Annotated in this window: 25 protein-coding genes and 1 other RNA gene; 2 read left to right on the forward strand and 24 right to left on the reverse strand. The window is 54.2% G+C overall.

The genetic code is table 11. The features are described 5' to 3' along the window. Positions 1-97: 97 nt before the first annotated feature. The 3 genes from groL to FYJ62_RS04560 all read right to left on the reverse strand — a co-directional run bounded on the left by groL (position 98) and on the right by FYJ62_RS04560 (position 2,843). Entirely contained in the window at positions 98-1,717 is a 1,620-nt protein-coding gene (gene groL, locus FYJ62_RS04550; protein WP_154548172.1) for a chaperonin GroEL, read from the reverse strand. Positions 1,718-1,738: 21 nt separating this feature from the next. Then, positions 1,739-2,023, reverse strand: a complete 285-nt coding sequence (gene groES, locus FYJ62_RS04555; RefSeq protein WP_206989376.1) for a co-chaperone GroES — start codon at positions 2,021-2,023, stop codon at positions 1,739-1,741. A 154-nt stretch (positions 2,024-2,177) separates the two neighbouring features. After that, a complete protein-coding gene (locus tag FYJ62_RS04560; RefSeq protein WP_154548176.1) occupies positions 2,178-2,843 on the reverse strand; it encodes a redox-sensing transcriptional repressor Rex in 666 nt (221 codons plus the stop codon). Between the two features lie 207 nt (positions 2,844-3,050). Here FYJ62_RS04560 and FYJ62_RS04565 point away from each other — a divergent pair, with 207 nt between their 5' ends. Beyond that, a complete protein-coding gene (locus FYJ62_RS04565; RefSeq protein WP_154548178.1) occupies positions 3,051-4,967 on the forward strand; it encodes an ABC-F family ATP-binding cassette domain-containing protein in 1,917 nt (638 codons plus the stop codon). A 193-nt stretch (positions 4,968-5,160) separates the two neighbouring features. Here the strand turns inward: FYJ62_RS04565 and tsaD are convergent, their stop codons facing one another. The 20 genes from tsaD to FYJ62_RS04665 form a co-directional block, all read right to left on the reverse strand. Continuing rightward, a complete protein-coding gene (tsaD, locus tag FYJ62_RS04570) occupies positions 5,161-6,201 on the reverse strand; it encodes a tRNA (adenosine(37)-N6)-threonylcarbamoyltransferase complex transferase subunit TsaD (protein ID WP_154548246.1) in 1,041 nt (346 codons plus the stop codon). A gap of 2 nt (positions 6,202-6,203) precedes the next feature. After that, positions 6,204-6,740 carry a ribosomal protein S18-alanine N-acetyltransferase gene (gene rimI, locus FYJ62_RS04575; RefSeq protein WP_195837388.1) on the reverse strand — a complete coding sequence of 179 codons (537 nt, stop codon included), beginning with the start codon at positions 6,738-6,740 and terminating at the stop codon, positions 6,204-6,206. A gap of 13 nt (positions 6,741-6,753) precedes the next feature. Continuing rightward, positions 6,754-7,476 carry a tRNA (adenosine(37)-N6)-threonylcarbamoyltransferase complex dimerization subunit type 1 TsaB gene (gene tsaB, locus FYJ62_RS04580; protein WP_154548182.1) on the reverse strand — a complete coding sequence of 241 codons (723 nt, stop codon included), beginning with the start codon at positions 7,474-7,476 and terminating at the stop codon, positions 6,754-6,756. Between the two features lie 24 nt (positions 7,477-7,500). Then, the gene (locus tag FYJ62_RS04585; RefSeq protein WP_268233449.1) at positions 7,501-8,049 is read right to left on the reverse strand and encodes a folate family ECF transporter S component; all 549 of its coding nucleotides are present in this window, start codon (positions 8,047-8,049) and stop codon (positions 7,501-7,503) included. Between the two features lie 81 nt (positions 8,050-8,130). Beyond that, positions 8,131-8,871 (reverse strand): acyl-[acyl-carrier-protein] thioesterase, encoded by a 741-nt coding sequence (locus tag FYJ62_RS04590; RefSeq protein WP_154548184.1) that lies wholly within the window; start codon positions 8,869-8,871, stop codon positions 8,131-8,133. 55 nt (positions 8,872-8,926) lie between these two features. Continuing rightward, the gene (gene rsmI / locus FYJ62_RS04595; protein WP_154548186.1) at positions 8,927-9,784 is read right to left on the reverse strand and encodes a 16S rRNA (cytidine(1402)-2'-O)-methyltransferase; all 858 of its coding nucleotides are present in this window, start codon (positions 9,782-9,784) and stop codon (positions 8,927-8,929) included. Next, on the reverse strand, positions 9,784-10,122 hold the full coding sequence (yabA, locus tag FYJ62_RS04600) for a DNA replication initiation control protein YabA (RefSeq protein WP_154548188.1): 339 nt from the start codon (positions 10,120-10,122) through the stop codon (positions 9,784-9,786). Before yabA ends, rsmI begins: the two co-directional genes overlap by 1 nt. A gap of 14 nt (positions 10,123-10,136) precedes the next feature. Beyond that, on the reverse strand, positions 10,137-11,012 hold the full coding sequence (locus FYJ62_RS04605; RefSeq protein WP_154548190.1) for a DNA polymerase III subunit delta: 876 nt from the start codon (positions 11,010-11,012) through the stop codon (positions 10,137-10,139). Next, positions 11,012-11,338: a cyclic-di-AMP receptor gene (locus FYJ62_RS04610; protein WP_154548192.1), complete on the reverse strand. Its 327-nt coding sequence runs from the start codon at positions 11,336-11,338 to the stop codon at positions 11,012-11,014. The genes FYJ62_RS04605 and FYJ62_RS04610 overlap by 1 nt, the downstream gene beginning before the upstream one ends. A gap of 46 nt (positions 11,339-11,384) precedes the next feature. Beyond that, positions 11,385-12,029 carry a dTMP kinase gene (tmk, locus tag FYJ62_RS04615; protein ID WP_154548194.1) on the reverse strand — a complete coding sequence of 215 codons (645 nt, stop codon included), beginning with the start codon at positions 12,027-12,029 and terminating at the stop codon, positions 11,385-11,387. Positions 12,030-12,284: 255 nt separating this feature from the next. Next, entirely contained in the window at positions 12,285-12,524 is a 240-nt protein-coding gene (locus tag FYJ62_RS04620; protein ID WP_154548196.1) for a YaaL family protein, read from the reverse strand. Next, positions 12,524-13,123 carry a recombination mediator RecR gene (recR, locus tag FYJ62_RS04625; protein WP_154548198.1) on the reverse strand — a complete coding sequence of 200 codons (600 nt, stop codon included), beginning with the start codon at positions 13,121-13,123 and terminating at the stop codon, positions 12,524-12,526. Before recR ends, FYJ62_RS04620 begins: the two co-directional genes overlap by 1 nt. A gap of 1 nt (position 13,124) precedes the next feature. After that, positions 13,125-13,454, reverse strand: a complete 330-nt coding sequence (locus FYJ62_RS04630) for a YbaB/EbfC family nucleoid-associated protein (protein ID WP_154548200.1) — start codon at positions 13,452-13,454, stop codon at positions 13,125-13,127. A gap of 100 nt (positions 13,455-13,554) precedes the next feature. Continuing rightward, positions 13,555-15,432, reverse strand: coding sequence for a DNA polymerase III subunit gamma/tau (dnaX, locus tag FYJ62_RS04635; protein ID WP_154548202.1), 1,878 nt, complete (start codon positions 15,430-15,432; stop codon positions 13,555-13,557). Between the two features lie 74 nt (positions 15,433-15,506). Continuing rightward, positions 15,507-15,588, reverse strand: an RNA gene (gene ffs, locus FYJ62_RS04640) — signal recognition particle sRNA small type. Between the two features lies 1 nt (position 15,589). Next, positions 15,590-16,138, reverse strand: coding sequence for a tRNA adenosine(34) deaminase TadA (gene tadA, locus FYJ62_RS04645; RefSeq protein WP_154548204.1), 549 nt, complete (start codon positions 16,136-16,138; stop codon positions 15,590-15,592). Beyond that, entirely contained in the window at positions 16,138-16,743 is a 606-nt protein-coding gene (locus FYJ62_RS04650; RefSeq protein ID WP_154548206.1) for a class I SAM-dependent methyltransferase, read from the reverse strand. Before FYJ62_RS04650 ends, tadA begins: the two co-directional genes overlap by 1 nt. A gap of 3 nt (positions 16,744-16,746) precedes the next feature. Beyond that, positions 16,747-17,280: a bifunctional pyr operon transcriptional regulator/uracil phosphoribosyltransferase PyrR gene (pyrR, locus tag FYJ62_RS04655; RefSeq protein WP_154548208.1), complete on the reverse strand. Its 534-nt coding sequence runs from the start codon at positions 17,278-17,280 to the stop codon at positions 16,747-16,749. A 109-nt stretch (positions 17,281-17,389) separates the two neighbouring features. After that, on the reverse strand, positions 17,390-20,305 hold the full coding sequence (locus FYJ62_RS04660) for a hypothetical protein (protein WP_154548210.1): 2,916 nt from the start codon (positions 20,303-20,305) through the stop codon (positions 17,390-17,392). Between the two features lie 102 nt (positions 20,306-20,407). Beyond that, positions 20,408-20,683: a hypothetical protein gene (locus FYJ62_RS04665; RefSeq protein ID WP_154548212.1), complete on the reverse strand. Its 276-nt coding sequence runs from the start codon at positions 20,681-20,683 to the stop codon at positions 20,408-20,410. A gap of 268 nt (positions 20,684-20,951) precedes the next feature. On the opposite strand from FYJ62_RS04665, the gene FYJ62_RS04670 reads away from it, so the two are divergent. Then, complete coding sequence (locus FYJ62_RS04670; RefSeq protein WP_154548214.1) at positions 20,952-22,169, forward strand: SLAP domain-containing protein; 1,218 nt, start codon at positions 20,952-20,954, stop codon at positions 22,167-22,169. Between the two features lie 526 nt (positions 22,170-22,695). Here FYJ62_RS04670 and FYJ62_RS04675 read toward each other — a convergent pair. Beyond that, positions 22,696-26,250 carry a glycoside hydrolase family 53 protein gene (locus FYJ62_RS04675; protein WP_154548216.1) on the reverse strand — a complete coding sequence of 1,185 codons (3,555 nt, stop codon included), beginning with the start codon at positions 26,248-26,250 and terminating at the stop codon, positions 22,696-22,698. Between the last annotated feature and the right edge of the window lie 21 nt (positions 26,251-26,271).

A 26,271-nucleotide genomic window follows, 5' to 3' on the forward strand; every position in this document is an offset into this window, starting at 1 on the left:
TCCCGCCAGCAGCAAATCCAAAAACGACAAAAAGAGCCTAGCCCAGGGCTAAGCTCTTCTTGCAGTAATTCTTTGTCTTGTTGTCTTTTCAGTCAGTTTACATCATTCCTGGTTGAGCGCCAGCGGCAGGAGCTTCTGGCTTGTCTTCCGGGATTTCAGCCACGACAGCTTCAGTGGTCAAAAGCAGGCTGGCAATTGAAGCAGCGTTTTGCAAAGCTGAACGGGTAACCTTGGTTGGGTCGATGATCCCTTCGTCAATCATGTTGACGTATTCGTCATTTGCAGCGTTGTAGCCGACTTCTGGATCAACGTGACGCAGGTGTTCAACGACGACTGAGCCGTCCTTGCCGGCGTTTTGGGCAATTTGACGAACAGGAGCGGTCAAAGCCTTCAAAACGATGTTGATCCCGGTTTGTTCGTCTGGGGTCTCACCCTTGACTTCGCTTACGGCCTTTTCAACGTTGACCAAAGCAGTACCACCACCGGCTACGTAGCCTTCGTCAACGGCCGCGCGGGTAGCGTTCAAGGCGTCTTCAACCCGGTAGCGGCGTTCCTTCAATTCAGTTTCAGTTGCGGCACCAACGTGAATGACTGCCACGCCGCCGACCAATTTAGCCAAGCGTTCTTGCAGCTTCTTCTTGTCGAAGTCGGAAGTAGTAACTTCGATTTGCTTTCTAATAGTGTCAACGCGTTCTTGGATGGCTTCCTTTGAGCCTGAGCCGTCAACGATCGTGGTTGAGTCCTTGGTAACCGTTACGCGGCGGGCTTGACCCAATTGTTCAAGCTTGGTGTCCTTGAGTTCCAGGCCAAGGTCGTCTGAGATGACCGTACCGCCAGTCAAGGCAGCGATGTCAGCCAGTTGTTCCTTGCGGCGGTCACCAAAGCCAGGAGCCTTAACGGCAACGACGTTGAAGGTCCCGCGGATCTTGTTCAAGACCAAGGTTGGCAAAGCTTCGCCAGTTACGTCGTCAGCAATGATCAAGAGGGCACGGCCTTGTTGAACGATGCCTTGCAGCAATGGCAGAATGTCTTGGACATTGGAGATCTTCTTGTCAGTGATCAAGATGTATGGATTTTCCAAGTCGGCTTCCATCTTGTCGTTGTCAGTTACCATGTATTGTGACAGGTAGCCGCGGTCGAATTGCATCCCTTCAACGACGCTCAATTCAGTTTCAATCCCGCGGGAGTCTTCGATGGTGATGACGCCGTCGTTGCCGACCTTTTCCATGGCGTCAGCGATCAGGTTGCCGACTTCGCTTGAAGCACTTGAAATAGAAGCAACTTGGGCAATTTGGTCCCGGCTGGAAACTTCGTGGCTGTTCTTGTGCAATTCGTCTACGGCAGCCTTGGTGGCCTTTTCAATCCCGCGGCGGATGCCAACTGGGTTAGCCCCGGCAACGACGTTCTTCATGCCTTCTTGAACGATTGCTTGGGTCAAAACCGTAGCCGTCGTCGTACCGTCACCGGCGATGTCGTTGGTCTTTGAAGCAGCTTCCGCAACCAGCTTGGCCCCCATATTTTCGTAGTGGTCTTTCAATTCAATGGCCTTGGCGATGGTTACGCCGTCATTGGTGATGGTTGGATTGCCATAGCTTTGTTCCAAAACTACGTTTCTGCCCTTAGGCCCCAAAGTGGTCTTAACCGTGTTGGCCAGCTTGTCAACCCCGTTTAAAAGTGAACGTCTTGCGTCTTCTGAAAACTTAATGTCTTTTGCCATCTTTTATCTGCACTCCTTAAATTATTTAACGATTGCCAAAATGTCTTTTTCGTGCAATACCAAGTATTCTTGGCCTTCATACTTAACCTTGGTGCCAGAATACTTGTCGTATACGACTTCATCGCCCTCTTGGACGGTCATAGGAAGCTTGCTGCCGTTTTCAGCATAAGCGCCAGCACCTACGGCAACAACCTTGCCTTGGGTTGGCTTTTCCTTAGCGTTGGAAGCAAGTACGATGCCACCAACGGTTTGTTCTTCTTCTTTCTTAACTTCAACGATCACGCGATCTCCAATTGGTTGTAACACGTTTGTCCCTCCTGAAATAATAGTCTTAATCAAAGTGTTTAGCACTCGTGTTTTCCAAGTGCTAACTTACAAGTATGATAATAAGCCCTTTTTGCAAAGAATGCAAGAAAAAAATAGCACTTTTTAGCTTCGAGTGCTAAAAAGTGCCATTTGTCTATTTATTTTGCTCATTTTCAGCCTGTTTTTCGGCCAGCTGGTCGGAATCAAGGAAGTAGATCAAAGTCTGCAGCTCCGTAGCCAGGTCCACGTTCTGGATCCGCACGCCGCTTGGCGCAGACAAACGGATCGGGGTAAAGTTCATGATCCCCTTGATGCCGGCTTCAATCATTTCATCCGCCGTCTTTTGGGCCGTGGACTGGGGAACGGTCAGGATCGCGATGCGGATCTGCTGGTCAGCAATTTGCTTCTTCATTTCCTCCATGGAGTAGACCGGCACGCCCTGCATGATCTTGCCGGTAATCTCGGGGTTGATGTCGAAGGCGCAGGAAATTCTGATATTGTTGCTGCGCTTGAAGTTGTAGTTCAACAGGGCATGGCCCAGGTTGCCGACCCCGACCAGGGCCACGTTGGTCAAGGTGTCCTGGTTCAGAATCTTCTTGAAAAAGCTCAGCAGGTTCTTGACGTCATAGCCATAGCCCCGCTTGCCCAAGGCCCCAAAGTAGGAAAAGTCGCGCCGGATGGAGGCGCTGTCTACCTGCACTGCTTCCGCCAGTTCAGTTGAGGAAACCTTGTCTTTGCCTTCATCATTTAAGAGCAGCAAGTAGCGGTAGTAGAGCGGCAAGCGTTTTGCCGTAGCCTTGGGAATCTTAATTTTGCTCATAAAAAGCCTCCCATTTCATTTGTCTTGTGAATGTGAATCTCTAATCAATCACTTATTATAATAATAGTTTTTCCCGTCAGTTGACAAGATGCAATTTCACAATATTTGCTTTTACACAAAAAATAGGACCTTTTTCACAAAATAAAATTCAATCTTTTTCCTTTATAATCCTACTGTATGATAGAATGTGACAAGGTGAAAAAAGATATGATAATTGCACAAGGACATGACTTGGAGCAGCGCTTTGGCGCGACTCCATTATTCAGCAACGTAAACTTTACAATTGAAAACAACGCCCGGATCGGCCTGGTTGGCCCCAACGGGGTCGGCAAGACCACCCTGTTGAAAATCATGACCGGCAAGCAGGAAGCGACCCACGGCGAATTTACGGTCAACAAGGGGATTGAGCTGGGCTATATTGCCCAGGAGCACGACTTTGACGAGTCAAAGTCCATCTGGGATGAAATGATTACGGTCTTCCAGCCCCTGATTGACCAAGGCAAGCAGCTGGAGCAGCTGCAGTACGCGGTCGCTGACCATCCAGAAGACCAGGACCTGCTCAAGAAGCTTGACCAGGCCCAGTTCAGTTTTGAACAGGCCGGCGGCTATACCTACCAGGCCGAAATGAAGTCCATGCTCAACGGCTTCAACTTTCCGCAGGCTGCTTGGCAAAAGCAGATTGCCAGCCTGTCTGGCGGGGAGAAGACCCGCTTGAGCTTCGTCAAGCTCCTGCTTAAGAAGCCGCCTTTGCTGCTTTTGGACGAACCGACCAACTACCTGGACCTGGACACCCTGGACTGGCTGGAAGCCTTCTTGAAGAACTACCCTGGCGCCATCGTCACGGTCTCCCACGACCAGTACTTCCTGGACCACCTGGCCACGCAGATCTTTGAGCTGAACCACGGGGCTTTGACCATTTTCAAGGGCAACTACAGCCAATACCTGGCCCAGCGCGAGCTGCGCGACCAGCAGCAGGAAGCTGCCTTTGAGAAGCAGCAGGAGGAAATCAAGCGCCAGGAAGAGTTCATCCAAAAGAACATCGTCAGAGCCTCCACGACCAAGCAGGCCCAAAGCCGCCGCAAGGCCCTGGAGAAGATGGACCTGATTGACCCGCCTAAGCATTCCGGCAAGGTCCGGATCAGCTTCAAGAGCGCCAGACCATCCGGCAAGGAAGTCTTGATTCTCAAGGACCTGACCATCGGCTACCCTGACAAGGTGATGCTACGCGACATCGACTTCCAGATCAACAAGGGCGACCGGGTCGCGGTGATTGGCCCCAACGGGATCGGCAAGTCCACCCTGCTGAAGACGGTCGTCAAGCAGCTAGAGCCAAAAGGCGGCTCCATCAAGTACGGGGCCAGCCTGGACATTGGCTACTATGACCAGGAACTGCAGGGACTGGACTACTCCAAGACGGTCATCGACACCATCTGGGACAAGCACCGAGACATGGATGAAAAAGACATCCGCTCCATTCTGGCCTCCTTCCTGTTCACGGCCAAGGACATCGACAAGAAGGTCAGCCAGCTTTCCGGCGGGCAAAGAGCCCGGCTGACTTTGACCGTTCTGTCAATGGAGCACGACAACTTCCTTTTGATGGACGAGCCAACCAACCACTTGGACATCGAAGCCAAGGAAGTCCTGGAGAAGGCGCTGGCCAGCTATGACGGCACCCTCCTCTTCGTCTCCCACGACCGCTACTTCATCAACCAGCTGGCCAACAAGATCGTTGCTGTCCGGGACGGCCACGCCAAGATCTATGAGGGCAACTACTCCTACTATCTGGATGAGAAGGCCAAGCAGGCCCAAGCCGAAGCAGAAAAGGCGCCAGCAGCTCCCCAGCTGGTCAAGACCAGCGACAGCAAGCTCTCCTACCAGGAGCAGAAGAAGCGGGATTCAGAAAAGCGGAAGCTCCAGCGCCTGGTCGACCAGGCTGAACAGCAATTAGCCGAATTGGAAGCCAAGGAAGCCGACATCCAGCAGCAGATGGCTGATCCAGCCATCGCTGCCGACTTCTCCAAGCTTGGTCCCCTGCAGGAAGACCTGACCGCGGTCCAGGAGGAATTGGAAAAGGTCAGCGCCCAATGGGAAGAAAATTCCCTGAAGCTGGAAGATTTTGATTAAATTGTTCTTTTGGCTTACAATAAACAGGATTTGTTTTTAACAGATCCAAATCCGCAAAATATCAACATCAACAATCGATTAACGGCAAAAGGGCATCCCCAGTGAAGGGATGCCCTTTCGTTTGCTTATTGGCAAATAATTCTGAATTGTTTTTAGTTGTTTTCTGTAGCGTTCAATTATTTTTTTGGCATTCTTACTGATAGTCTGCCGCGTATGGGAGTTCCAATGAAGGATCGGCATCCAGGTCCAGACCAGCAAACTTGCCTTCCTTGTACAGGTTGTAGGCCGCTGCCCCAATCATCGCCGCGTTGTCGCCGCACAATTTAAGCGGCGGCAGGACGACCTTCGGCGGCTGGGCCAAGTTCTTGATCTCCTCTTCCATCCGCTCGCGCAGACCCAAGTTGGCGGCTACCCCGCCGCCCATGATAAAGGTCTTTGGCTGGTACTGCTTGATCGCCCGGATGGTCTTGGCCGCCAGGACGTCAACGACCGCGGCCTGGAAGCTGGCCGCCAGATCATACTTGTCCAGCTTCTGGCCAAGCTGGTCAGCATGGTGGCAGGTGTTGATGAAGGCACTCTTCAGGCCAGAGAAGGAGAAGTCGTAGTTGTCTTCGTCAATCATGGCTCTCGGGAAATTGAAAGTATCCTTGCCCTGGTGAGCCCACTGGTCAATGGTCTTGCCGGCTGGGTAGTTGACGCCCAGAACCCGGCCGATCTTGTCATAGGCTTCCCCAGCCGCGTCATCACGGGTATCGCCCACAATTTCAAAGTGGGTTGGATCCTTCAGCAAGACGATTTCAGTATGCCCGCCGGAAACCTGCAGGGCCAAGGCTGGGTATGCGATCGTGTCTGCCAGCTGGCCGGCCGAAATGTGGCCCATGATGTGGTCCACGGCGATCAGCGGAATGCCTGTTGCCATTGAAGCGGCCTTAGCGGCGTTGATCCCGATCAGCAAGGCCCCAACCAATCCTGGCCCGTAAGTGACGGCGATCGCGTCAATGTCTTGCCAAGTGCAGCCGGCTTCAGCCAAAGCTTCCCGGGTAATCTGGGTAATTACTTCAATGTGGTGGCGGCTGGCCACTTCCGGAACCACTCCGCCAAAGCGGGCATGGCTCTTGATTTGGGTGGCCACGACCAGGCTCTCGATCTCTGAGCCGTTCTTGACGACTGAGGTTGAGGTTTCATCGCAGGAGCTTTCAAAAGCCAAGATGCGAATGTCTTTCTTCTCGTTCAAATTCATTGCTTCTTTCTTCCTAAGTACATGATCATTTCCAAGGCGTCCATCGTTGACCCGTCAGGATGGGTATAGTAGCCTTCGCGCTTAAAATTCTCCTCAAAGCCCAAATGCCGGTAGACGGCAATTGCCCGCTGGTTGTCAACCGCGACCTCCAAAGTCAGGCGCTTGTAGCCGGCGGCTTTGGCCAGGTCGATCATCAAGCGGAGCAGGCAGCCGGCTACCCCCTGTCCTTGCCTGGCCGGAGCGACGGCAACAAAGGTAATGTGGGCCTGAACATAGCCAAAGCGCATGCCAATGGCAGCGGCCAGCTGGTCGCCGGCATAGCAGGCCAGATACAGGCAGTTTGGCTTGGTCAATTCTCTTTTAAAAGCCTCCCCATCCCAAGGGGTCGCTCCATCATAGTCTTCAGCTTCCAGGTACAGGAGCTGGCTGATCTGGCGGCGATTGGCCTCAGCCTGCCTGATCTGGTAGGCCTGGCCCCTGATAATGACCTGGCGCGGCTTAAATGGCGCGACGTGCGACATAAACAATCCCATTTGGATCAGCTGTCTATACTTCTTCGACGTATTCGCTGTCAGGCGCGAAAGCTTGGCCGGTCTTCTTGTGCCAGTCATATTCAGCCTGGGTCCGGCGCAGGTAGTTCGGGACGGCCTGGTCAGGATCGATTGGCGCGGCTTTGGCCGCGAGGCGGCCAACCTGGCCGGCGTGCAGCAGGTTCTCGTCTCCGCTGGCAAAAATCAGCTCGCGGTCAGCCAGCTGGTCTTTGATCATTTCCATGTACTTGCTGAAGTTGCTGCCCAGGAAGATAAACTTCTTGTCCCCCTGGTCCTTGAGCTGGTCCAAAAGCTCGCTTAAAGCATAGTGGCCGTCTGGAATGACTGCTTCAGCCTGACGGTAGGCGCCAGCGAAAAAGTTCTGGTTGCGGGCGTCAAGCGCGGGCACGACCAGAGCCTCCTGGCCGGCAAAGTTCTGGGCCAGGGCCTGCAGGGTTGAAATTCCCACCAAATCCTTGCCTAAAATGCTGGCAAACATCTTGGCCGTGGTCAAGCCAACCCGCAGGCCGGTGTATGAGCCCGGCCCAATGGCAACGGCGAAGCGGTCAATGTCTTTCAAGGACAGGCCCTGCTCTTGCAGTAGCCTGTCGATGTCGGGATCAAGGTCAACGCTGTGGTTGCGCTTGTTTGGCTCGACCGTTTCACTAATAATCTGTTCATCGTCATTCAAGGCTACGCTCAAGTCGCTGGTGGCCGTTGAAATGCTCAAAATCTTCATTAAATGGAATCCCCAATTTCTAACTTATTTTCTCAATCTGGCGTCAACGCGTGACAGGGCCTGCAGCACAAACCAGGTCACGACCATTTGAATCCAAGGAGCAATCATTTCCTTGACGATTCTAACGCCCAAGGTCTTCATAAATGGCATGTTGTACATGATGTGCAGCCACAAGGTGTTCATCCCAATGTTGCAGACGATCGCAACCACGATAGTGGCCGCGATGACCCGCCAAATCTGAACAGGCTTCTTGTAGAAGAAGAAGCCGTAGATCATTGGCCCAACGGCAGCCGTCAGCGTAAAGCCGATGAAAAAGCCGCCCATGTTGCCAAAAATAGCTGAATTGACCAGGTCGCTGATCGCACCGCCGGCAAAGCCCCAAAGCGGCCCAAACAAGTAGCCCAGCATGACGCTGCCGATAAAGCCCAAGCCGACCTGGAGCAGCTGGCTCCCGACCGTAAACTTGCCCAGGATGATCTTGATGGCAATCACCATGCCCAGCAGAATTACGTCGCGCAATTCCAGCTTGGCGCCAAACTTAACTTTGCCCAAAGTCTTTGATTCAGTCTTCAATTTGTAAATCCTCCGTGAATAAAACCGTGGCTATCGATAAATCAGAATCAAGCCTTATTAAAGCACAAAAGCAACTTTAAATCATAAAGACTTGCGCCAGGCTATCTCACAAAGGGCCATGTCGTCTTCGCCTACCTTGATCAGGTGCTGGGACAGGCACTCTTCTTGGCTGGTCCGCGTGAACTTCAGCCAGCTTTGGGCCTCATCCCCGTACTGCACTTCCTTGTCAAAGCGCAGATCAATCCGCACGGGCACGTGCTGATTTAAAAAGTCCCGCGGCAAGGTATCAACGATCCAGTCAAAGTAGCGGCCATTGTTCATGTGGTGGTTGGTGTCCAGGTCATAATAGCGGACCCGGTAGACGTGGGAGGAGTCATACGCTTCCAGTGGCCGCAGGCGTTTAAAGCGCGGCACCTTGGCCAATTTCGGCGCTCCAATCCCCTTGACCAAGTCTGGGTCCGTCGGCAGCATCTTGCGCAGCTTAAGGTCAAACAGAACCCACTGGCTGTGGACCGTCAGCAATTCGTTGCCTTCAAGGTCCTCCATGCCAAAGTCCCGGTAGCAGAGAAAGCGGTTGTAGCCAGCCGCCTCTGTCCAGGCCTTGACCGCCTCCAGGGCTTTTGGCAGACGCTTGACGTGGAACTCATACTGGGTGACGACCCAACCGCGTCCCTGCTCATTCATGGCCTTGGCGCTGCCCAGAGTATTGGCCAGCTGGGCTTCGGAAACCTCCATCAGCATGTTGATCATGGTCGTCAGCTTTAAGCGCTTGGTCTCATCGCAGTCATCATACTGCACCCGGTAATCCTTGTAAAACTTCATTGCATGCCTCATCTTGATTGCAATCTAATCTTTAGTTTAGCACAAGCCAAAAGTGCTACTTCTGGTGGTAGCGGTCATAAAGCTCGTTTTTGGAAACCTTGTTCTCCTTGGCCACCTGCTTGATGGCGTCCTTCTTGGATACGCCCTTTTCAGTCAGCTCTTGCACCAGCTTAACCAGGTCATCCCAGCTCAGGGCTTGGACTGCTTCAGTGGCCGGAGCAACGAGCACGACGAATTCACCCCGGGGAGCGACTTCCTGGAAGTGGTCCAGCACTTCCTGAATCCTCCCGCGGACGAATTCTTCATGAATCTTGGTCAATTCCCGGGCACACACGATCTGCCGGTCCGGGCCAAAAACCGCCGCGGCCGTTTCCAAGGTCTTGACCAGGCGGTGGGGCGCCTCATAGAAAATTGAGGTGGCCATAGCCTGCTTCATCTGCTCAAAATAGGGCTTTTGCTGGCTGCTCTTGCGCGGCAAAAAGCCATAGTAGGTAAAGGGCTGGGCGTCAAAGCCGGAAGCGATCAGGGCCGTCGCGAAAGCGGACGGACCTGGCAGCGGAACGACTGGAATGTCGTTTTTGATGCATTCCTGGACCAAAATAAAGCCGGGATCAGAAATGACCGGCATTCCGGCATCACTGATTTCGGCAATCACGGCCCCTTCCCGCATCAACTTGATGAGCTCTGGCGCCTTTTCCTTGGAGTTGAACTTGTGGAAGGCCACCATCTTGTTGTGGATGCCCAGCCGGTCCAGCATGATCCCACTGGTCCGGGTGTCTTCGGCGGCGATATAGTCAGCTTGCTGCAAGACCTTCTTGGCCCGAATGGTCATGTCCTCCAGGTTGCCGATTGGCGTTGGCACCAAGTAGAGCTTGCCTGCCTGTTCATCCCCGTAGCTGCTTTGAATTTGCATTATTTGTGACCTGTCTTCTTTCCAAAATTATCTAAAATGTCCAGGCAAAACATGCAATCGGCGCTTGGATCCTTGTGGGTGCCATAGTACATGTTGCAGATATGGTAGCCCGACTTGTAGATCTGCTTCAAGGTTTCAATGCCACTTGGCGTCTTGCCCTCATGCTCCGGACGGTTGACGGACATCTTGTCCAGTTTCTCGCGCAGGAGCTGGTTTTCAACTTTTAATTCCGTGTTTTCCTTCAGCGTCTCCAGCACTTCCTGCTGCAGGGAAGAGATGCTCTTCACCATGCGCTCCATCTGCTGCTGAAGCTGCTGCAATTTTGAATATGGATCCATTCCGTTACCTGCCTTCATTTCTGCCGCTGCAAGGCCAAATAGTCCAAGCTGCTTAAAAAGTTCACGTTGCTCTGCCGCATCTGGTCGATTTTCATCAAGTCGGTCAACAGGCTGGCCGCGACCGGCCGCAGGGCCGCCTGGTCCAAGTCCTCGTTGGCCCAGCGCTTGAGCATGATCCAGACGTACTTCTCCAAGACCCCGCTGGCCTGCTTCTGCTTCTTGATGCTGGCCGCCAGCTGGTGGGCCGTAATCAGCGAAAGCGAATCCTGCCCCTGCAGCTCTTGGTAAAAGGACTTAAGCTGACGGTCAAAAGCCGCTGTCTCGCCCAGCAGGTCGATTTCCTCCTGGCTGAGCCCGTTCTCCAGCAAGAAGCTGGTCCGGTCGCTGACCTGAACCTGGCTGAAATTGATGATCTGCGTTCTTGACTTGACCGTTGGCAGAATCTGGTTGACGTTATTGGCCACCAGAAAAGTAATCACCGGGGCGATCGGCTCTTCCAGGAGGTTGAGCAGACCGTTGGCGGCCGGCAGGGTCAGGGCTTGGGCATGGTTAATGATGAAAAAGCGGTAGGTTCCTTCCGCGGGCCGCTTCATCAATTCCTGCTTCAATTCCCGGACCTGGTCAATTGAAATGGTCTGCCGCTTGTCCGGCACGTCAACCAAGCGGATGTCGGGGTGGTTGCCTTCCAAGATCCGCCGGCAGTTGGCACAGGTTCCATCCGGCTTCTGGACGCCCGTGCAGTTCAGGTAGCAGATCAGCCAATAGGCCGTGTTGACCGCCAGTTCCTCGTCATTGCCCGCCAAAAGGTAAGCATGCGAGAGCTGGTCCTTGTCAGCGGCCTGCTTAAGCAATTGGGCCTGGTCCTGGCCCACCTTCTTGATGTCAATCATCAGAACTGCTCAAAGCGGTCAACCGGCAGGACAAAGACCGTGGCCCCGCCCACAGTAATGTTGACCGGCTCGATCTGCTGCTCAAAGGAGATTCCCGGGTGCAGGCCCGGCGTAATCAATTCCTCGCGCTGCTCAGAATGCTTCTTGATCACGCTTAGGACTTCTTCAACCTTGTCGTCGGCAATTCCGACCAGGAAAGTGGTGTTGCCTTCCCGCAAAAAGCCGCCCGTTGATGACAGCTTGGTCGCCCTAATGTTGTGATCGACAAATGCCGCCTGCAGGCGGCTGGCGTCTTCTGACTGCACGATAGCGATAATCATTTTCATGAGCAAATCCCCCTTGTCTGGCAAGCCTGTCTGGCAGGCCTGCTTCTTACTTTTCAAAAATCTCTGGTAAGGTGCTTGCAATTAGTTTAACACTTGCCGCCACGACTTGTGGCAATTCCTGACTGGCATCGACCAGCTTGACCCGGTCCGGGTGCAGGGCGTTGACTTCCTGGTAGCCGGCATAGACCTCTTGGTGAAAGGCCAGCTTTTCCTGTTCCAGGCGGTCTTCCGTGCCTGCTCTTGCCCGGCTGATGCGGGCCAAGCCAAGGCGCGGGTCAAGATCCAGAAAGATCGTCAAATCCGGCTGCAGGTGGCCCGTCGCGAAGTCGTTGATCGCCTGCACCTGCTTGATGCCCAGGCCCCGCCCCTTGCCTTGATAAGCCAGGGATGAGTCAACGAAGCGGTCGGAAATCACCAGGTCCCCGCGCTTCAAGGCCGGCTCAATGATCTCGCTGACGTGCTGGGACCGGCTGGCCGCGTAAAGGAGGGCCTCAGTCTTGGCGTTCATTTCCGTGTTGGCGGGATCCAGAATGATCTGGCGGATCTTTTCCGCGATCTTGGAGCCGCCGGGCTCTCTGGTCACCAGAATCGGCCGCTTGCAAGAAGCTTGGATTTGCTTGACGACTTCATTGATCACGGTCGTCTTGCCGGCGCCGTCTGGGCCTTCAAAAGTAATAAAATATCCTGTCATTTTGCTGCATATTCCTTCCGATATTCTACGTTCTATTTTACAGAACTATCGCTAGTATTTACAGTCATATCTTGCACCAAATCTAGGGGGTTGGTTCAAAGGACAGGAAAAAACTCAATGTTATTATGGCAGTTAGGGACTTTTGAGCTTCAGCAGCTTTCTGCTGTGATTTGAAATACATAAAAAAGGCTTCCGGAAGTTTTTCACTTCTAGAAGCCTTTAATTATTCGTTAGAGATATTCTGCTCCCGCTCAATCATTGGGAAATCGCGTTGGTCACGCCGGTGTAGCTCGCGTGCCGGTAGCGGGCTTCATCGTACAAGAAGGCATACTCTGCCCGCAATACCTTGTCCGTGATGATGTTGTCGTCAGACATGTCCAGGGTGGTATTGTCCAGGCCCTTGTTCAGGCTGATTTCCTGCTGGATCTTCTCCACCGCGGCCATCAATTTGGCATCTTCTGCTTGCTTGATCTTGTCGGATCTTCTTTTTGACATCAGAGTTCCGTCCTTCCTTGTACCGCGCGCTTGAGCGTGATCAGGTTGGCATATTCAATGTCAGAGCCAACGGCCAGGCCGGCCGCCAAGCGCGTCACCTTGATTCCGGCCGGCTTGATCAGCCGGCTGATATACATTGAAGTCGATTCGCCTTCAGGCGTTGAATTCAAGGCTAGGATGACCTCCTTGGCCGCGTCGTTCTTCTGCAGGCGGACGATCAGCGACTTGATGTTGATCTCTTCCGGCCCAATCCCGTCCATCGGCGACAAAACGCCGTGCAGCACGTGATACAAGCCGTTGTACTCGCCCATGTTCTCAAAGGCCATGACGTCCTTGGGCTCTTCCACCACCATGATCGTTGACCGGTCGCGGTTAGGATTGGTGCAGATTTCGCAGGGGTCGTGCTCAGTGATGTTGCCGCAGACTGAACAGGTCGTCAATTTCTGCTTCACGTCCACCAGGGCCTCTGAAAATTCCTTGACGTCACCCTCAGGCATGTCCATCACGTAAAAAGCCAGCCGGGTCGCGGTCTTTTCCCCGATCCCGGGCAGCTTCATGAATGAATCGATCAAATGGGCAATGGGCAATGGGTACTGCAAATTACATCAGGCCTTTCGTGTACTTGCCTAAGCTGGCTTGGGTAGCTTGGTCGATTTGGGTCAAGCCCTTGTTGACGGCGTCAATGATCAAATCCTGCAGCATGTCAGGGTCGTCAGGGTCAATGGCGTCCGGCTTGATGGCGATCTCCTTCAAGTGCCGGTCACCGGTGAAAGTGGCAACCACCATGTCGTCAGCTGACTTGCCAACGAATTCCTGCTCAGTGATGGTCTGCTGTTCTTGGGCCATCTGTTCTTGAAGCTTCTTGGCTTGCTTCATCATTTGTTGCATGTTCATGCCGCCCATGCCTGGGAAAGCTGGTCTTCTACTCATTGTAAATTACTCCTTTTATGACAATATTTTAGCGCTAATCCGGGCTTTTCCTAGAGCAAAAAGCCCGTTTTTTGCGATTTTTTGCAATATTTAAGAATCGTTAATCTTTTACCTGAACCAGGTCGCCGAAGACTTCCCGGGCCTTGTCCACGACATCGGAATTGTCAGGCTCCACTTCCGGCTCTGCTTCTGCCGGTGCTTCCGGTGGCACGGGCCCTGTTTCCGCAGCCGTTGCCTCTGCAGCTGGCTGCTCGGCTGGCGAATCAGCTGGGGCCGGCTTCTTCTTGGCGAAGTGCTCCTTGATAAAGGCCTGGCGGATGCTTGGCCATTCTGCTTCCTCGACCAGGGCCAAGGTCCATGGGGTCTTGGTGAAGCGCTCCAGCAGGTCCTTCAGCTCGGTCAAAAAGCCGTCTGGGTCATGACCGACCTGCCAAGCATCGTTCTTGACCTTCAGCAGCATCTTTCCGTTCCCGGCCGCGATTGGCTCCAGGAATTTCAAGGCTGCCTGGTCTGGCCCCGTCAATTCCGACGGCAGGTCCCGCTCCCACAAGTTCTTGGCTTCTTCCAGGTCAGCCCGGGTCGCGGCGGCCAAAACGGCATTGACGTCCGCGCTTGAGGACTTGAAGGACCGCGGGCTTGGGGCAGCCGCCTTGCCTTGGCCGGACTGGGTGCGGCTGCTCAAGAGGTCCTGCTTCTTTTTGTCGTCAAACAGGGTCTGGTTAAGCCTGAAGACATGATTTGGACTCAGGCTGCCCCCGCCATTCGCCCGCCCTTGGCTAAGGCGCGCGACTTGCTGGCTCAAGGCCTGCACCTGCTGGGTCAGCTGGTCGACCTGCTGGGCCAGTCTTGGGTCAGCGGCGGTCACGGCCACTGATCCTTGGCTTTGGGCCGGCTCCTTTTGCACGCTTTGGCCGCTGGCGGCCTTGACCAAGAAGACGTCCAACGGAATCTGCTGCTGGTTGGTGAAGCGGAGGTTGTTCAAGGCATCGTTGGCCTGGTCGATCACCTGGTAAAAGCGCCCTTCCCGCACCTGCAGCAGGGTCTGGTAGAAGTCCGGAGTCAAGAAGTTCCCGCTGTCCTGCTGGGTCTTGACCGCCAGCAGCCCTTCCGTGGCCAGGCTGATGATTTCGCTTAAGATGTTCTGGGGACTGGCCCCGTCCTTGGCCGCCTCCTTGGCTAAAGTCAAGGCGCTGGCCGCGTCTTCCTTAAAAAGGGCCAGCAGGATCTTTTCGATCTGCTCTCTGGCGGCAAAGCCAGTGATTTCCAGGGCGTCCTGGTAAAGCAGCTGCTCTTTTTCAAAGGACATCAGCTGGTCCAGGATGCTCAAGGCGTCCCGCATCCCCCCGTCAGCGACTTGGGCAATGACGGACAGGGCCTTGTCCTCATACTTGATCCCTTCCTGATCCAGGATGTATTTCATCCGCTTGACCAGGTCCTGCTTGGAGATGCGCTTGAAGTTGTAGCGCTGGGTCCGGGAGATGATCGTGGCCGGCACCTTCTGCAGCTCGGTCGTGGCCAGGATAAAGACCACGCTCTCCGGCGGCTCTTCCAAGGTCTTCAAGAGGGCGTTGAAGGCTGACATGGTCAGCATGTGGACTTCGTCGATGATGTAGACCTTGCAGCGGCCCTGATTGGGACTGTAGCTGACCTTGGACAAAAGGTCGCGGATGTCCTCCACGCTGTTGTTGGAGGCCGCGTCAAGTTCCAGAATGTCCGGCATGGCCCCTTCGTCAGCCGCCTTGCAGTTGGCGCATTCGTTGCAGGGCTCCCCGTCCTGCAGATTCAAGCAGTTCAAGGCCTTGGCAAAAATCTTGGCACAAGAGGTCTTCCCCGTCCCCCGGGGACCGGCGAACAGGAAGGCGTGCGAAACCTTGCCGCGCTTGATCGCGTTCTTCAGGGTATCAGTAATAGCCTCTTGGCCGACGACCGCGTCAAAGGTCTGGGGCCGCCATTTCCGGTAAAGAGCTTGATATGCCATTCTCTTTGCTTGCTCCTTTGCTTGCGATTAAAAAAGCTCCTAGCTCCGAGGAGCTAAGAGCTTGTTGATTTCAAAATAAAGGGCACATGCCTGAACAACCTTAGTGCTGCTACCTTCCGGTCCTGACACGCTTCGGAAGACAAACATTGCCCGACAACTATTGTATCTTAAACTGCTCCGTTTGGCAATTTTCTGAGTCATTTTCTTGGGCTTTTTTCGCTTTTTCCTTGGCAGCCTTCTGCTTGGCCCGGATCTGGCGGAAGAAGTCCTTTAAGATCTGGGCGCCCTGCTCCTTGAACAGGCCACGGACCACTGCCGGATGATGATTGAACTTCTCAACGGCAAACAAGTCCACCACGCTGCCCGCGGCGCCGGCCTTGGGGTCCATGGCCGCGAAGTAGACTTCCTTGATCCGGGAGTTGATGATGGCCCCGGCGCACATGGCACAAGGCTCAAGGGTCACGAACAGGCTGCAGTCGATCAGGCGCCAGGAGTCAAGGGCCTGGCAGGCCTGGCGGATTGCCAGCATCTCGGCATGGGCCGTCCCGTCCTCATCCAGCTCGCGGCGGTTGTAGCCCTTCCCGATCACGGTTCCGTCCGGTCCCACGACGATGGCGCCGATCGGCACCTCATCCTGGACCCGGGCCTTTTCAGCTTCAGCAAAGGCCAGCTGCATGTAGCGCTTCTTTTCTTCGCTCGTATACATCAGTTCTTCACGCTCTTTAAAATGTAGTAGCCCTTGTCCCGGGTCAAAATCTCGCAGTTGCCAAACTTGGCCTTCATCAGCTTGCGGGCACTGGGTTCGCCTTGCTTCTTCTGGATCACGACCAAGAGCAGGCCGCCAGCAGCCAGGTGCTGGGGGGCTTGCTCGATCATGGCTGACCAGATGCTCTTGCCCGCCCGGATCGGCGGGTTGGTCACGATCATGGCATAGTCGCTTGCCGCAACTTGCTCATAGCGGTCTGAGGCAAAGATCTGGACGTTCTTGACTCCGTTGGCGGCCGCGTTGCGCTTGGCCAAGGCCAGGGCCCGCTCATTGACGTCGACCATGTCCACTTGCCGGTCAGGCCACTTTTTGGCGGCAAACAAACCAATCGGGCCATAGCCGCAGCCCAGGTCCAGAATCTTGCCTGCTGCCGGCTCTTGCTCCAGCATCTGCTCAATCAAGACTCCTGACCCATAGTCAACCCGGTTCTTGGAAAAAACGCCGGCATCGGTGGTCAAATTCAGGCTGATCCCTTGCAAGTGGTAGTTGACCTGTTGCTCGTCATGAGCCGTGGTTGGATTTTCTGTAAAGTACTGTTCTGCCATTCTCTATTCACCTTCACTGATCTTGACGGCATCCTCGCCGTCAGCTTCCTGCACGTAGACTTGCACGTCCTCGCTGGCGGCAGTCGGGATATTCTTCCCGATAAAGTCCGGCCGGATCGGCAGCTCCCGGTGCCCGCGGTCGATCAGGACCGCCAGGGCGATCTTGGCTGGCCGCCCCTGGTCCATGATGGCGTCTAAAGCCGCCCGGATGGTCCGGCCCGTATAAAGGACGTCATCGACCAGGATGACGGTCTTGCCGGTCAAGTCGACTGGCGTTTCAAAGCTCTCCATGGCCTTTTCCTTTTCTTCCTGGCTCAAGTCGTCGCGGTAGCCGGAAATGTCCAAGGAGACGACGGGCAGCTCATGCCCTTCGATCTGCTTTAAGCGGTCCGCGATCCGCTGGGCCAGATACCAGCCCCGGGTCTTGATCCCGATCAGGACCAGATTTTCCGTCCCCTGGTTGCGTTCAACGATTTCATAGCTCATTCTTGTCAAGGCCCGGCGGATGCCGTCCTTGTCCATAATCTTCTTGGTCATCGCGAGTAATCCCCTCTCTTCCTGGAATTAATTGCTGCTATTTTTGCCTGCATTAGCGAATTTATCTTTTTTGGCCTATCTATTTTAGCAAAAAACATGGCCTTCTGCCTTACTCAGCTGGGGTCAAATTGCGCCAATTGTTCTCATAGGCGCTTTCCACCAGCTCCAGGTACTTGTCAAGGTCAAGCGAGTCCAGCAGCTGGCCGGAGGCTTCTGGATCCAGCAGGTTGATGGCCCGGTTTTCCAGGTGCATGAACCAGGCCGGATTCAAGTTTGGAATCCGCTTGACGGCCGCCTCTCTTCCCCGGCCCAGGTTCTTAAAGCCATTGGCCTCCAGCACCAGGCGGGCGGTCTGGTCATCTTGCAGCAAAGGCTCGCCGTCCCGCTGGCGCTTTTTCTGCATGGCCGGCGTCACCTTCTTGGCCGTGGCCGCGTACAGGTGCACGGTCAAAGGCGAGTCATCCTTGCAGATGAAGACCCGGTTGTAGCGCTGCATGATCAAGGGATCCGGGCAGACTTGACTAGGGTCGTCCAAGTCAAAAGCTTCCGCCGGGTCAACCCCAAAGATGCAGCTGGCCTTTTCCCGGCTGTGGTTGGAGGCCAGCACGTTTTGGAACATCCGCAGGCGGTGGGCCGGGTCTGGAAAGGCCGCTGGAATCTTGGCCATGATCTTTTGACCAAGCTCGCGGTCAAAGTGGGCGCTCAAAGTGCCGCTGGCGGCTGCCTGGCGCAGGTATTCGCTCAAGGCCCAGTCGATGATGGCCGGATGGGACAAGGACTTGGTCGGGGAAGTGTCCTTACGGCAGGCCAGACTGGCCCCGGAAGCGGATAACACCGCGGCATCAAGGGCGGGACTGGCCAGCTCCATCCGGTTGTTGGAGTCCTTGGAAATCAGGTACAGCTCTTCCGGCTCAATCTCGACCCCGATCTGCTTGGCTTCATCAGCCAGAATTTTATCATTCAGCCCTTTTTCCAAGACTGAGTACAGGCCATCCGTGTTGGTGGAAACGATTCTGGCCCCGTAGTAGGTCTGCGCCTGGCCAATCATGTAAGTGAACAGCTGGCCGATAATCCGCATGGAGCGGATGCGGTTGTTCATCCGGATCACCGACGGCGTATGCTCATCCCGCGGGTCAGCCGCCCCAGTGGCGGAATTCAGAATCAGCTTGGTCCCTTCCCGCTCGATATTGTACATCCGCCGCTCTTCCGGACTGGCCTTGGGGTCTTTCCGAAAGACGTCCAATTCCTGCTTTCTCTGGAAGATCGCCGTGTAGCGGTCTTCTCCCAGCTTCTCGTTGTAAAAGGCATTCAGCCGGCGGAGCATGTTTGGATAGTAGGAGGTAAAGTCCTCGTGGTTGGTCAGGTCAGCGGAAGTGTAGGCGTAGCGCTCGTTCAGCTTGACCTTGCCGCCCGTCAGCTTGAAGACTGCCGGTTCTTCGTCTTTGAAGTCCTTCCAGAACTGGTTCAGCTCTTCGGGCTTGGCAGCCGACATGGCCTTGATCGTAGCCTTGCTGGTCAAAAAGGCGTTGTATTTTTCCACCCGCCCGTCTGGCAGTTCAACGGTCTTAGCCTGGCGCAGGGCCAGCGGATCAGGAAACTTGCGCTTCACGTAAGCCAAATCCGCTGTCTTTTGCTCCCAGGCCTGGTGGTCTTTTTCAAACAAGTCCCGGTTGTATTCCGACCCATGCAGGCCCCCAATTGAAAAAGTAATGTAGCAGGTCGACGGCCGGCCATCTTTTTCATAGTAAAACAAGTTGGTGTCGCCGGTCTTCAGCTGGGCCAGATCAGCCACTGGCAAGGCCTCGTCCCCGTAGTCTTCCTGGTACTCCTTGCTGGGGTTGAAGTTCTTCCCCGCGAACTGCTTGTAGAAGTCATAAACCCGGTCGAACTTCTCGCGCAGGTCAGACTCTTTGAACAAGCCGTAGAAAAAGTCCCGGCTTTCCTCCAGGATATCGCGCTGCTTTTCGCCGGTCTTTTGGCAGACCTCCTTGGCTGGATACAGGAAGGAGACGCAGCGGCTGTCCTTCAAGCGGCCATAAGGGCACAAGGTCTTGCGGGCGAAGTTGGCGGAAGTTGAGTCAATCGTCAGCCGGTCTTTTCTGACCGCTTTAGGCGAGACGTTTGGCTGATAGCTGCTTCCTTTTTCCTCATAGACCAAGTCGGGGTAGCGTTCCAGCAGGCCCTTTTTCAAAATGAACTGGCCTTGGTAGAAGGGATGCAGGAAAAGCTCCTTTAAATTGACGACGTCTGAGACATTGTAGGCAATCAAGTCAGCCAGCTCGTCTTCATTCCGCAAACGGTCAGTCCCTGGGCGCAATTTGTCGCTTTCCAGGATCTGCCAGCCCAGCATCCCCAGCAGGCGCTTGAGGCCGACCCGCCTTTGCCGCTCGTTGAGCTGGGCCACATCGATCTGCCGTCCGCTCATGATGAAGTTCTTGGCAATCATCCCCAGCGTCTGGTCATTCCAGAGTCTGAGGCGCATGTTGCCGATGTAGCGGCCGGAAAAAAGCTCATCATTGAAGGCCCGCATGATTCTGGCGGTCGTGGGCTTGAAGCGGGACCGCTTGCCGTCTTCCCCAGGCTGCCAGACCAAGTTGAAGTAGTAGGCCAGCATGGTCAGGTCGTAGTTGCTGGAATTGTAGCCCATCAGCCATGGCGCCTTTTCCGGGCGATAGTCCGGGTCAGTGTCGCAGATGGGACGGAAGGCATCAGGAAAACTGGATTCAGCGTCTGGATCATTGACGTAATGGGCGTCAGAGACGCCAAAAGTCATGGCCAGGCGCTCGTTGGCCTTTTGCCCCTGCAGATTCTGGTAGTAGACCTGGCCGGCAAAGTTCTGGTTCTTCTGCCGGATCCGGGCAGCCGTCATTTTCTTGAAGTCCATGCTGTCCCCGTCCATCAAGGCCGGGTCATCAACCAAGTAATAGATGTCGACGCGGCCGTCATCAGGCCGGTAGCAGGACAAGGTAAAGGCATTGGTCAGCGACTCGATGTCGTAAAAACAAGCGTTGATTCTTTCTGCCATAAGTCTTTTCCTTTCCGTTTTTATGCAAAATTCTAAGTCAATTATACTATAAGGCATCCGTAAGCAAAAAAAGCGGGCCAGCAGCTTGCTGACTCGCTTTTCTCAATCCAAATGTCCCTGCTTGAGCAGCTGCCCCCAGCGCTCGCTCGACATCGAGGTCACGTGGTAATGCTTGCAGTAAGGACAAAGGTAGGCCCGGATCGGCATCTTGTGCCAGTGCTCGTGGTTGATTTCCATCGAGTGCATGGCGGCTTGCTCCCGGTAGAGGAACAGGTCCGCGTCAAACTTGGTCTTAAAGGCCTTCTTCCCGCTTGGGCAGGCTAGCTGCCGCTGGCGGCGGGCTTTGCGATAGGCTTTCTTGGCATGGGTTCTGGTCATGACGAATTACCCCCTTCTCTTGGGCTAACTGTGCAACTGATCCATCTGGCATGTGGCCACCATTTAGGCAAAATGCTCTCACCTTTTCACTTTAATCCTAGCACCTTTTGCAAGCGTAAACAAATATGACAATTTTTTCAGCATATAAAGGAAAAAACTTTGCCAATCAGCAACGGAAAACGGGCCGGATTCTATTGTCAAATGCGCCTTTAAGTACGATAATTAAAAACGGAAAAGATCATTGTGTTATGTTCTTAGGAGGTAAAAATTGCGAAAAATTACTAAGTCTTTGCTGACTGCCCTGTCACTGGCAACCTCCGTTGTCAGCCTGGCCCCAGCAGTCAGCGCCGGCGTTGCTTCTGCCGCAGTCAAGACGACCAAGTCCATTGAATACCGCGATGGCACTTACGCTGTCAGTGCTGAATTCTACGATGTCGGCAGCAACGTCAACTCAACTGAAGCCAGCCTGCTGCCAACCATGATGAACGTGGTCATCAAGAATGGCAAGCTGACCACGCTCAGCTTCAGCCTGGACAAGGACAGTGCCGTTTACAGCGACCTGACCTTAAACGGCAAGAAGGCCAAGACGACCACTGACAAGAATGGCAAGGTAACCTACACCTTTACCGGTGCCTATAAGGCCGGAAAAGGCAGCGCCAGCTTCGTCGTAAGCAGCTTGGGGACTGACGCCTTCAAGGCCGACATGGTTTTAGGGGCATTGCCAAGCAAGTCTTACACCAACATCACTACGACCAATGCCGTAGCCAAGAAGAAGGTTCAAAGAAACTCAGCCGTTTACAATAGCAAAGCCGTTCGCATCAAGGGCGTCAAGACCATCAAGGCCGGCAAGACGATTACCACCTATGGCACTCTGACCCGCGGGACGACCAAGTTCTACAAGATCTCCAAGAAGGCCAGCCAATACATCAGAGCCTCAAACGTTGACGGCAAGTACATCACCTTGAAGGTCGGCACTTTGGTCTACGACAAGAACGCCAAGGCCACCAAGGAAGGCTACAAGCCTGGCAAGAAGCTTTACGCTTACGAAAAGGTAACCCTGGCCGGCAGCAAGTTCTACCGCATCGGGACCAACAAGTACGTCCGCGCGGTCAACGCCGACGGCAAGTACATTACCTTGAAGCACGGCTCTATCGCCTACACCAAGGACTTGCAAAAGACAACGGTTGCCTACGCTGAAGGCAAGAAGCTCTACGCTTTGGCCAGTGCTACTTTGGACAATAAGAAGTACTACCAAGTTGGCACCAACGCCTTTGTCGTTGCGGCAAACGCCGACGGGACCCAGCGGACTTTGAAGAAGAACGCTTACGTCTACAAGAAGTCCAAGGGCAAGGCTGTCCGCTCAGGCAAGACGACCTGGAAGAAGAACAGCAAGCACAAGACCTATGGCTCAGCAGTTACGATTAAAGGCAAGAAGTACTACATCGTTGCTGTTGGCAAGTACGTCGTTAAGTCCAACTTCCGTTAATCATCAGCATATTTAAAGGACCTGAAGCAAATTTCAGGTCCTTTTTCTTTGCCTTGTTGACAACTTCTTAAGATAAACGCATGCTTTCTTAGGGTAATGTTCACAAGATGGTCACAGACTTCGGCTATGATAAAGGCACAACTTCAAGAAGAAGTTGCGAATCAGTTAATTTTTCCGAGGAGGTAATCGCTATGACTTTTTTATCCAGAATTTTCGGTTTGACCGCGGCAGCCGTCTTAATTGCATTAGGCTACCGGCAATTGGCCCAACGAGCAGTCCCGGTTGCCATCCGTCGCAGCCGGGTCCGTTAGCTTGAAACTCCCATCTTGAAATCCATAACTGTTTATGCATTCATTTTGACCTAAATTATCATGCAATCTCTGATTATCCGATATAGTTAGTTGATAGAAAATTACAATCAGCTTGACCTTTGATTTTGATATTTTTCCATAGCAGATGCAGCGATGCACCAAAAAGCACCCTAGATCACGTGATCTAGAGTGCTTTTCTAATGATCGCTTATTCGTTAAAGGTTGGCAAGCCACTTCAATGAAGCCGTCAGGTTCAGCTTGACTGAATCACCATACTTGGCGTCCTTGTTCAAGTCAGCCAGATCAGTGCCGTCAAGGTAGTAGACGTAGCGGTAGGTCGACTTGCTTCCGCTGGCGAAAGCAACCGTGAAGACATCATTGCCGTTGACGCCATTAGCCAAAGCCGTCTTGACCTTGTCCCAGGCCGAGCTTGGAATGGCTTCGCCCTTTTCGCCGGTCAGGGTGCTTGCCAGCAGGGCATTGATCGCCTTGGCATCAGCTTCAGGCAAAGCTGATCCTTCAGTCAGCGGCTTGTCGATCGTGACGCCGTCAAGGCCCCAAACCTTGGTCAAAGCTGGAACTGCACTTGAAGTTGCCGAAACGGAATTCTGCTTGTCCTTAACCAGAGTCGCGGTATAGTTAACCGTCAAGGCCTCCCCGTACTTGGCACCGCTGTTGGCCTTTAAGAAGTTGGCCAGCTTGTCGGCTGCTGTCTTGCCTTCAAGCCAGTATTCCCAGTGGTACTTGTTGCCACTAGCGTCAGTGAACTGGGCACCCTTAATGGCATCGCTTGTTCCGCTCAAGCCATTGAACAAGGCCTTCAGGGATCCTTCACTGATCGCGGTGCCCTTGGTCCCATTCAAATAAACGCCAGCAGCTGCCGTCAAATAGTTGCTCAAGGTCACGGTTTGCCCCGCCTTCAAGGCATTGGCCTCTGGCAACTGGATTCCGTCAGCCCCGTAAACGGCGCTGACTTTCGTCGTTACGGTTGATGCCACGTTTTCTGGGGACGCGTAGCCTTCCATCATGCCCTTGTAGACCAGCAATGATTGCAGCGGGTAGCCATGGTCATCAAACAGGCCCATGTTGTCCCAGGTTGAACCGCCCCAGGTTTCCTTGCCGTTGTAGTACATTTCATTGTCAGGCGCGTAGCCGATCGCATACTTGGAAGCCCAGCCAGTACCTAAGACGTTGGCCACCTGCTTGTTGTAGTTCCAGCTGTTCCAGCCGGCTCTGACTGCAATTTGGGCCGGCTCCCAGTAGAAGGCCCCAACGCCGCCACCCTGGACCAGGGACTTGTAGAGGGCGGTCACTTCATCAACCTGCCCTTGCGGTCCAATCGCATAGTCGCTTGGAGCGTAGCCGATGTTGTTGCCAGTGCCGTCGGAGTCGTTGACGTTGTTCAGCCAGCTGGTTTCCATGACGACTACCCGCTTGCCGAATTCCTTTTGGGCCATTTCCTGCACCTTCAGCAGGTTGTCCGGATTGTTGTTGGAACTGCCCCAGAATGGATAGTAGGACGTCCCCAAGTAGTCGTAGTCAACGCCGTTGTTCTTCAAGACCGTCATGATCATCCGGTAGCGGTCAACGTCTGGCGATTCAAACTGAACGGCAATTTTGGCGTCCTTGTCAGCACTTCTGACTGCCTTGGCCGCCGTTGCCAAATAGCCCGCAACGGTCGTGCCGTAGTCGCTTTGCCAGAACTTGTTCCAATCTCCCCCGGTCAATTGGTCAGCATCATAGCCGAAGCAGCCCTTGGTAATTTCGTTGCCGATTTGAACCATGGCTGGAGCAACACCCGCCTTGGCCAGATCGCCCAGAACCCTCTGAGTGTAAAGGGAAACGGACTCGTTTAATTCAGCCTTGGACAGGTTCTTCCAGGCCTTTGGCAAAAGCTGCTTGGCTGGGTCAGCCCAGAAGTCTGAATAGTGGAAGTCAAGCAGGACCTTCATCCCATACTTCTTGGCCTGCAAGGCCGTCTTGATCAGGCTTTCCTCGTCGGTGTTCCCGCCGCCGTAGCCGTTGCCGTCTGCATTGTAGGGATCGTTCCAAAGACGCAGGCGAACCCAGTTGACGCCGGCTTCCTTCAAAACGTCAAACAGGTCGGCTTCCTTGCCATTAAAGTCATAGTACTTCACGCCAGCCTTGAGCATGGCCTGGTAGGTCGACACGTCCACCCCGCGGGCCATCTCGTCAGTCAGACCTGGGATTTTCTCCACTTTGACACTCTCGTATTTCAAGCCGGTTTCAGTCCCGTTTTGATAAGCAGCGGTAATTTCGTCAGCCGTCTTCTTGCTGGTTGGCGTCTCATTGACCGCATCGCTATTGTTGCCGGTCCCTTCAGTCAAAGTCGCTGTGAAGTTGGCCTTGATGGCTTCGCCATATTTGACGCCCTGGTTGAGGCTTAAGAAGTTGGCCAGCTTGGCGGCGCTGTCAGCCCCGTCCAGCCAGTAGACGTAATGATAAGTCTTGCCAGTTTCATCAAGATAGTCAGTCGTGCCAACATCGGCTGAATCATCCCCGCCAAGTCCGGCTTCAATCGCCGTCAAGACGTCCTGGCTGATCTCAGTTCCAGCTGGTCCGGTCAAGAGGGCGGCGGAAATGTTGGCTTGCAGCTTGCTCGTTTCCTCGCTGCTCAGGGCTTGGCCGTCCTTCAGGCCATTTTGGATCTTCACCTTGTCTTGGCCATCAACCTTTTTAACCGTTGGGGCCAAAGCGGAGGCGGCCTGCTTGGCCGGGGCAACGGCTTCAACCTTGTAGATCAGGCCGGCCAAGGTACCCTTGTAGTAGCCAACCCCAACAAAGCTGCCAGTCGCGTCAGCATTCCCCAGCTTGGCAACCAGATCCTTGGCAAATTGAGCGGCAGTTTCGTTGCTTTTGGCAACGTTGGCCGTCAAAGTCGCCAGAACCTTGCCTTGCATGGAGCTGTTCTTTTCCATTAGTGAAGCAATGACGGCATTGTCTTCCTTGACGTCGCCTTGGGCCAGCAATTGGGCCATTTCGTGGACAGCTGACTCTTGGTAGCCATTCTTGGATTCGGTCCAGTCGTACTTGGCCCCCTTCTTCAGCTTGACCGCCGTCAGAAATTCCGTTTGATCGCGCAGAAGCTGGGCGTGATCCACCCCGTTGTTGACGGCGCCTTTCTTGTCAAACGAAACCTTGATCCCGTTCAGAGTCTTGGTCGTGCTCTTGGCAATCTTCCCCGTTGAATCGGCGTAGTACTGCTTGCCATCAACGGTAATGAACTGGTTCTTAACCACATTGCCGTTGCCATCGTAGTAGAAAGTCAGGCCAGAAGACGTCTTAAAGGCATTCTTGGTCGGCTGAGCCGCTGGCGCAGCAGCGACTGCCTTTTGGGCCGTTTGAATTGCCGGCGCCTTGGCTGCCTTCACTGCCTTAGTCGCCGTTGACTTGGACTTAGCCACCGTGGCCGTTGACGCAGCCTTAGCCGGTGTGGCCTTAACAGCCGTGGTCGTTGACGCGGCTGGCGTCTTAGCTGTCTGCGCAGCCGTGGTCGGCTGTGTGGTCGGCTGCGTCGCCGCGGTTGTCTGTGTGGCCGCGGTTGTCTGTGTGGTCGTTTGCGCGGCCGCCGGCGTATCTGAATTAGCCGCCGACTTAGTCGTCTCAACGGTTGCCGCCGGCTTGGAATCAGTTGCCGCGTCAGCCTTGACGGCATTGGCATTGCCAACGGCCAGGCCAGTGGCCAGCAAGGCCAGACCAGCCGCAGTCAAACTCTTATTGGATTTAAAGTGCTTAATCCGCTTCTTCATAACCTTTTCCCTCTATTTTTC

The sequence above is a fragment of the Lactobacillus porci genome (assembly GCF_009695985.1).
GTDB lineage: Bacteria > Bacillota > Bacilli > Lactobacillales > Lactobacillaceae > Lactobacillus > Lactobacillus absianus.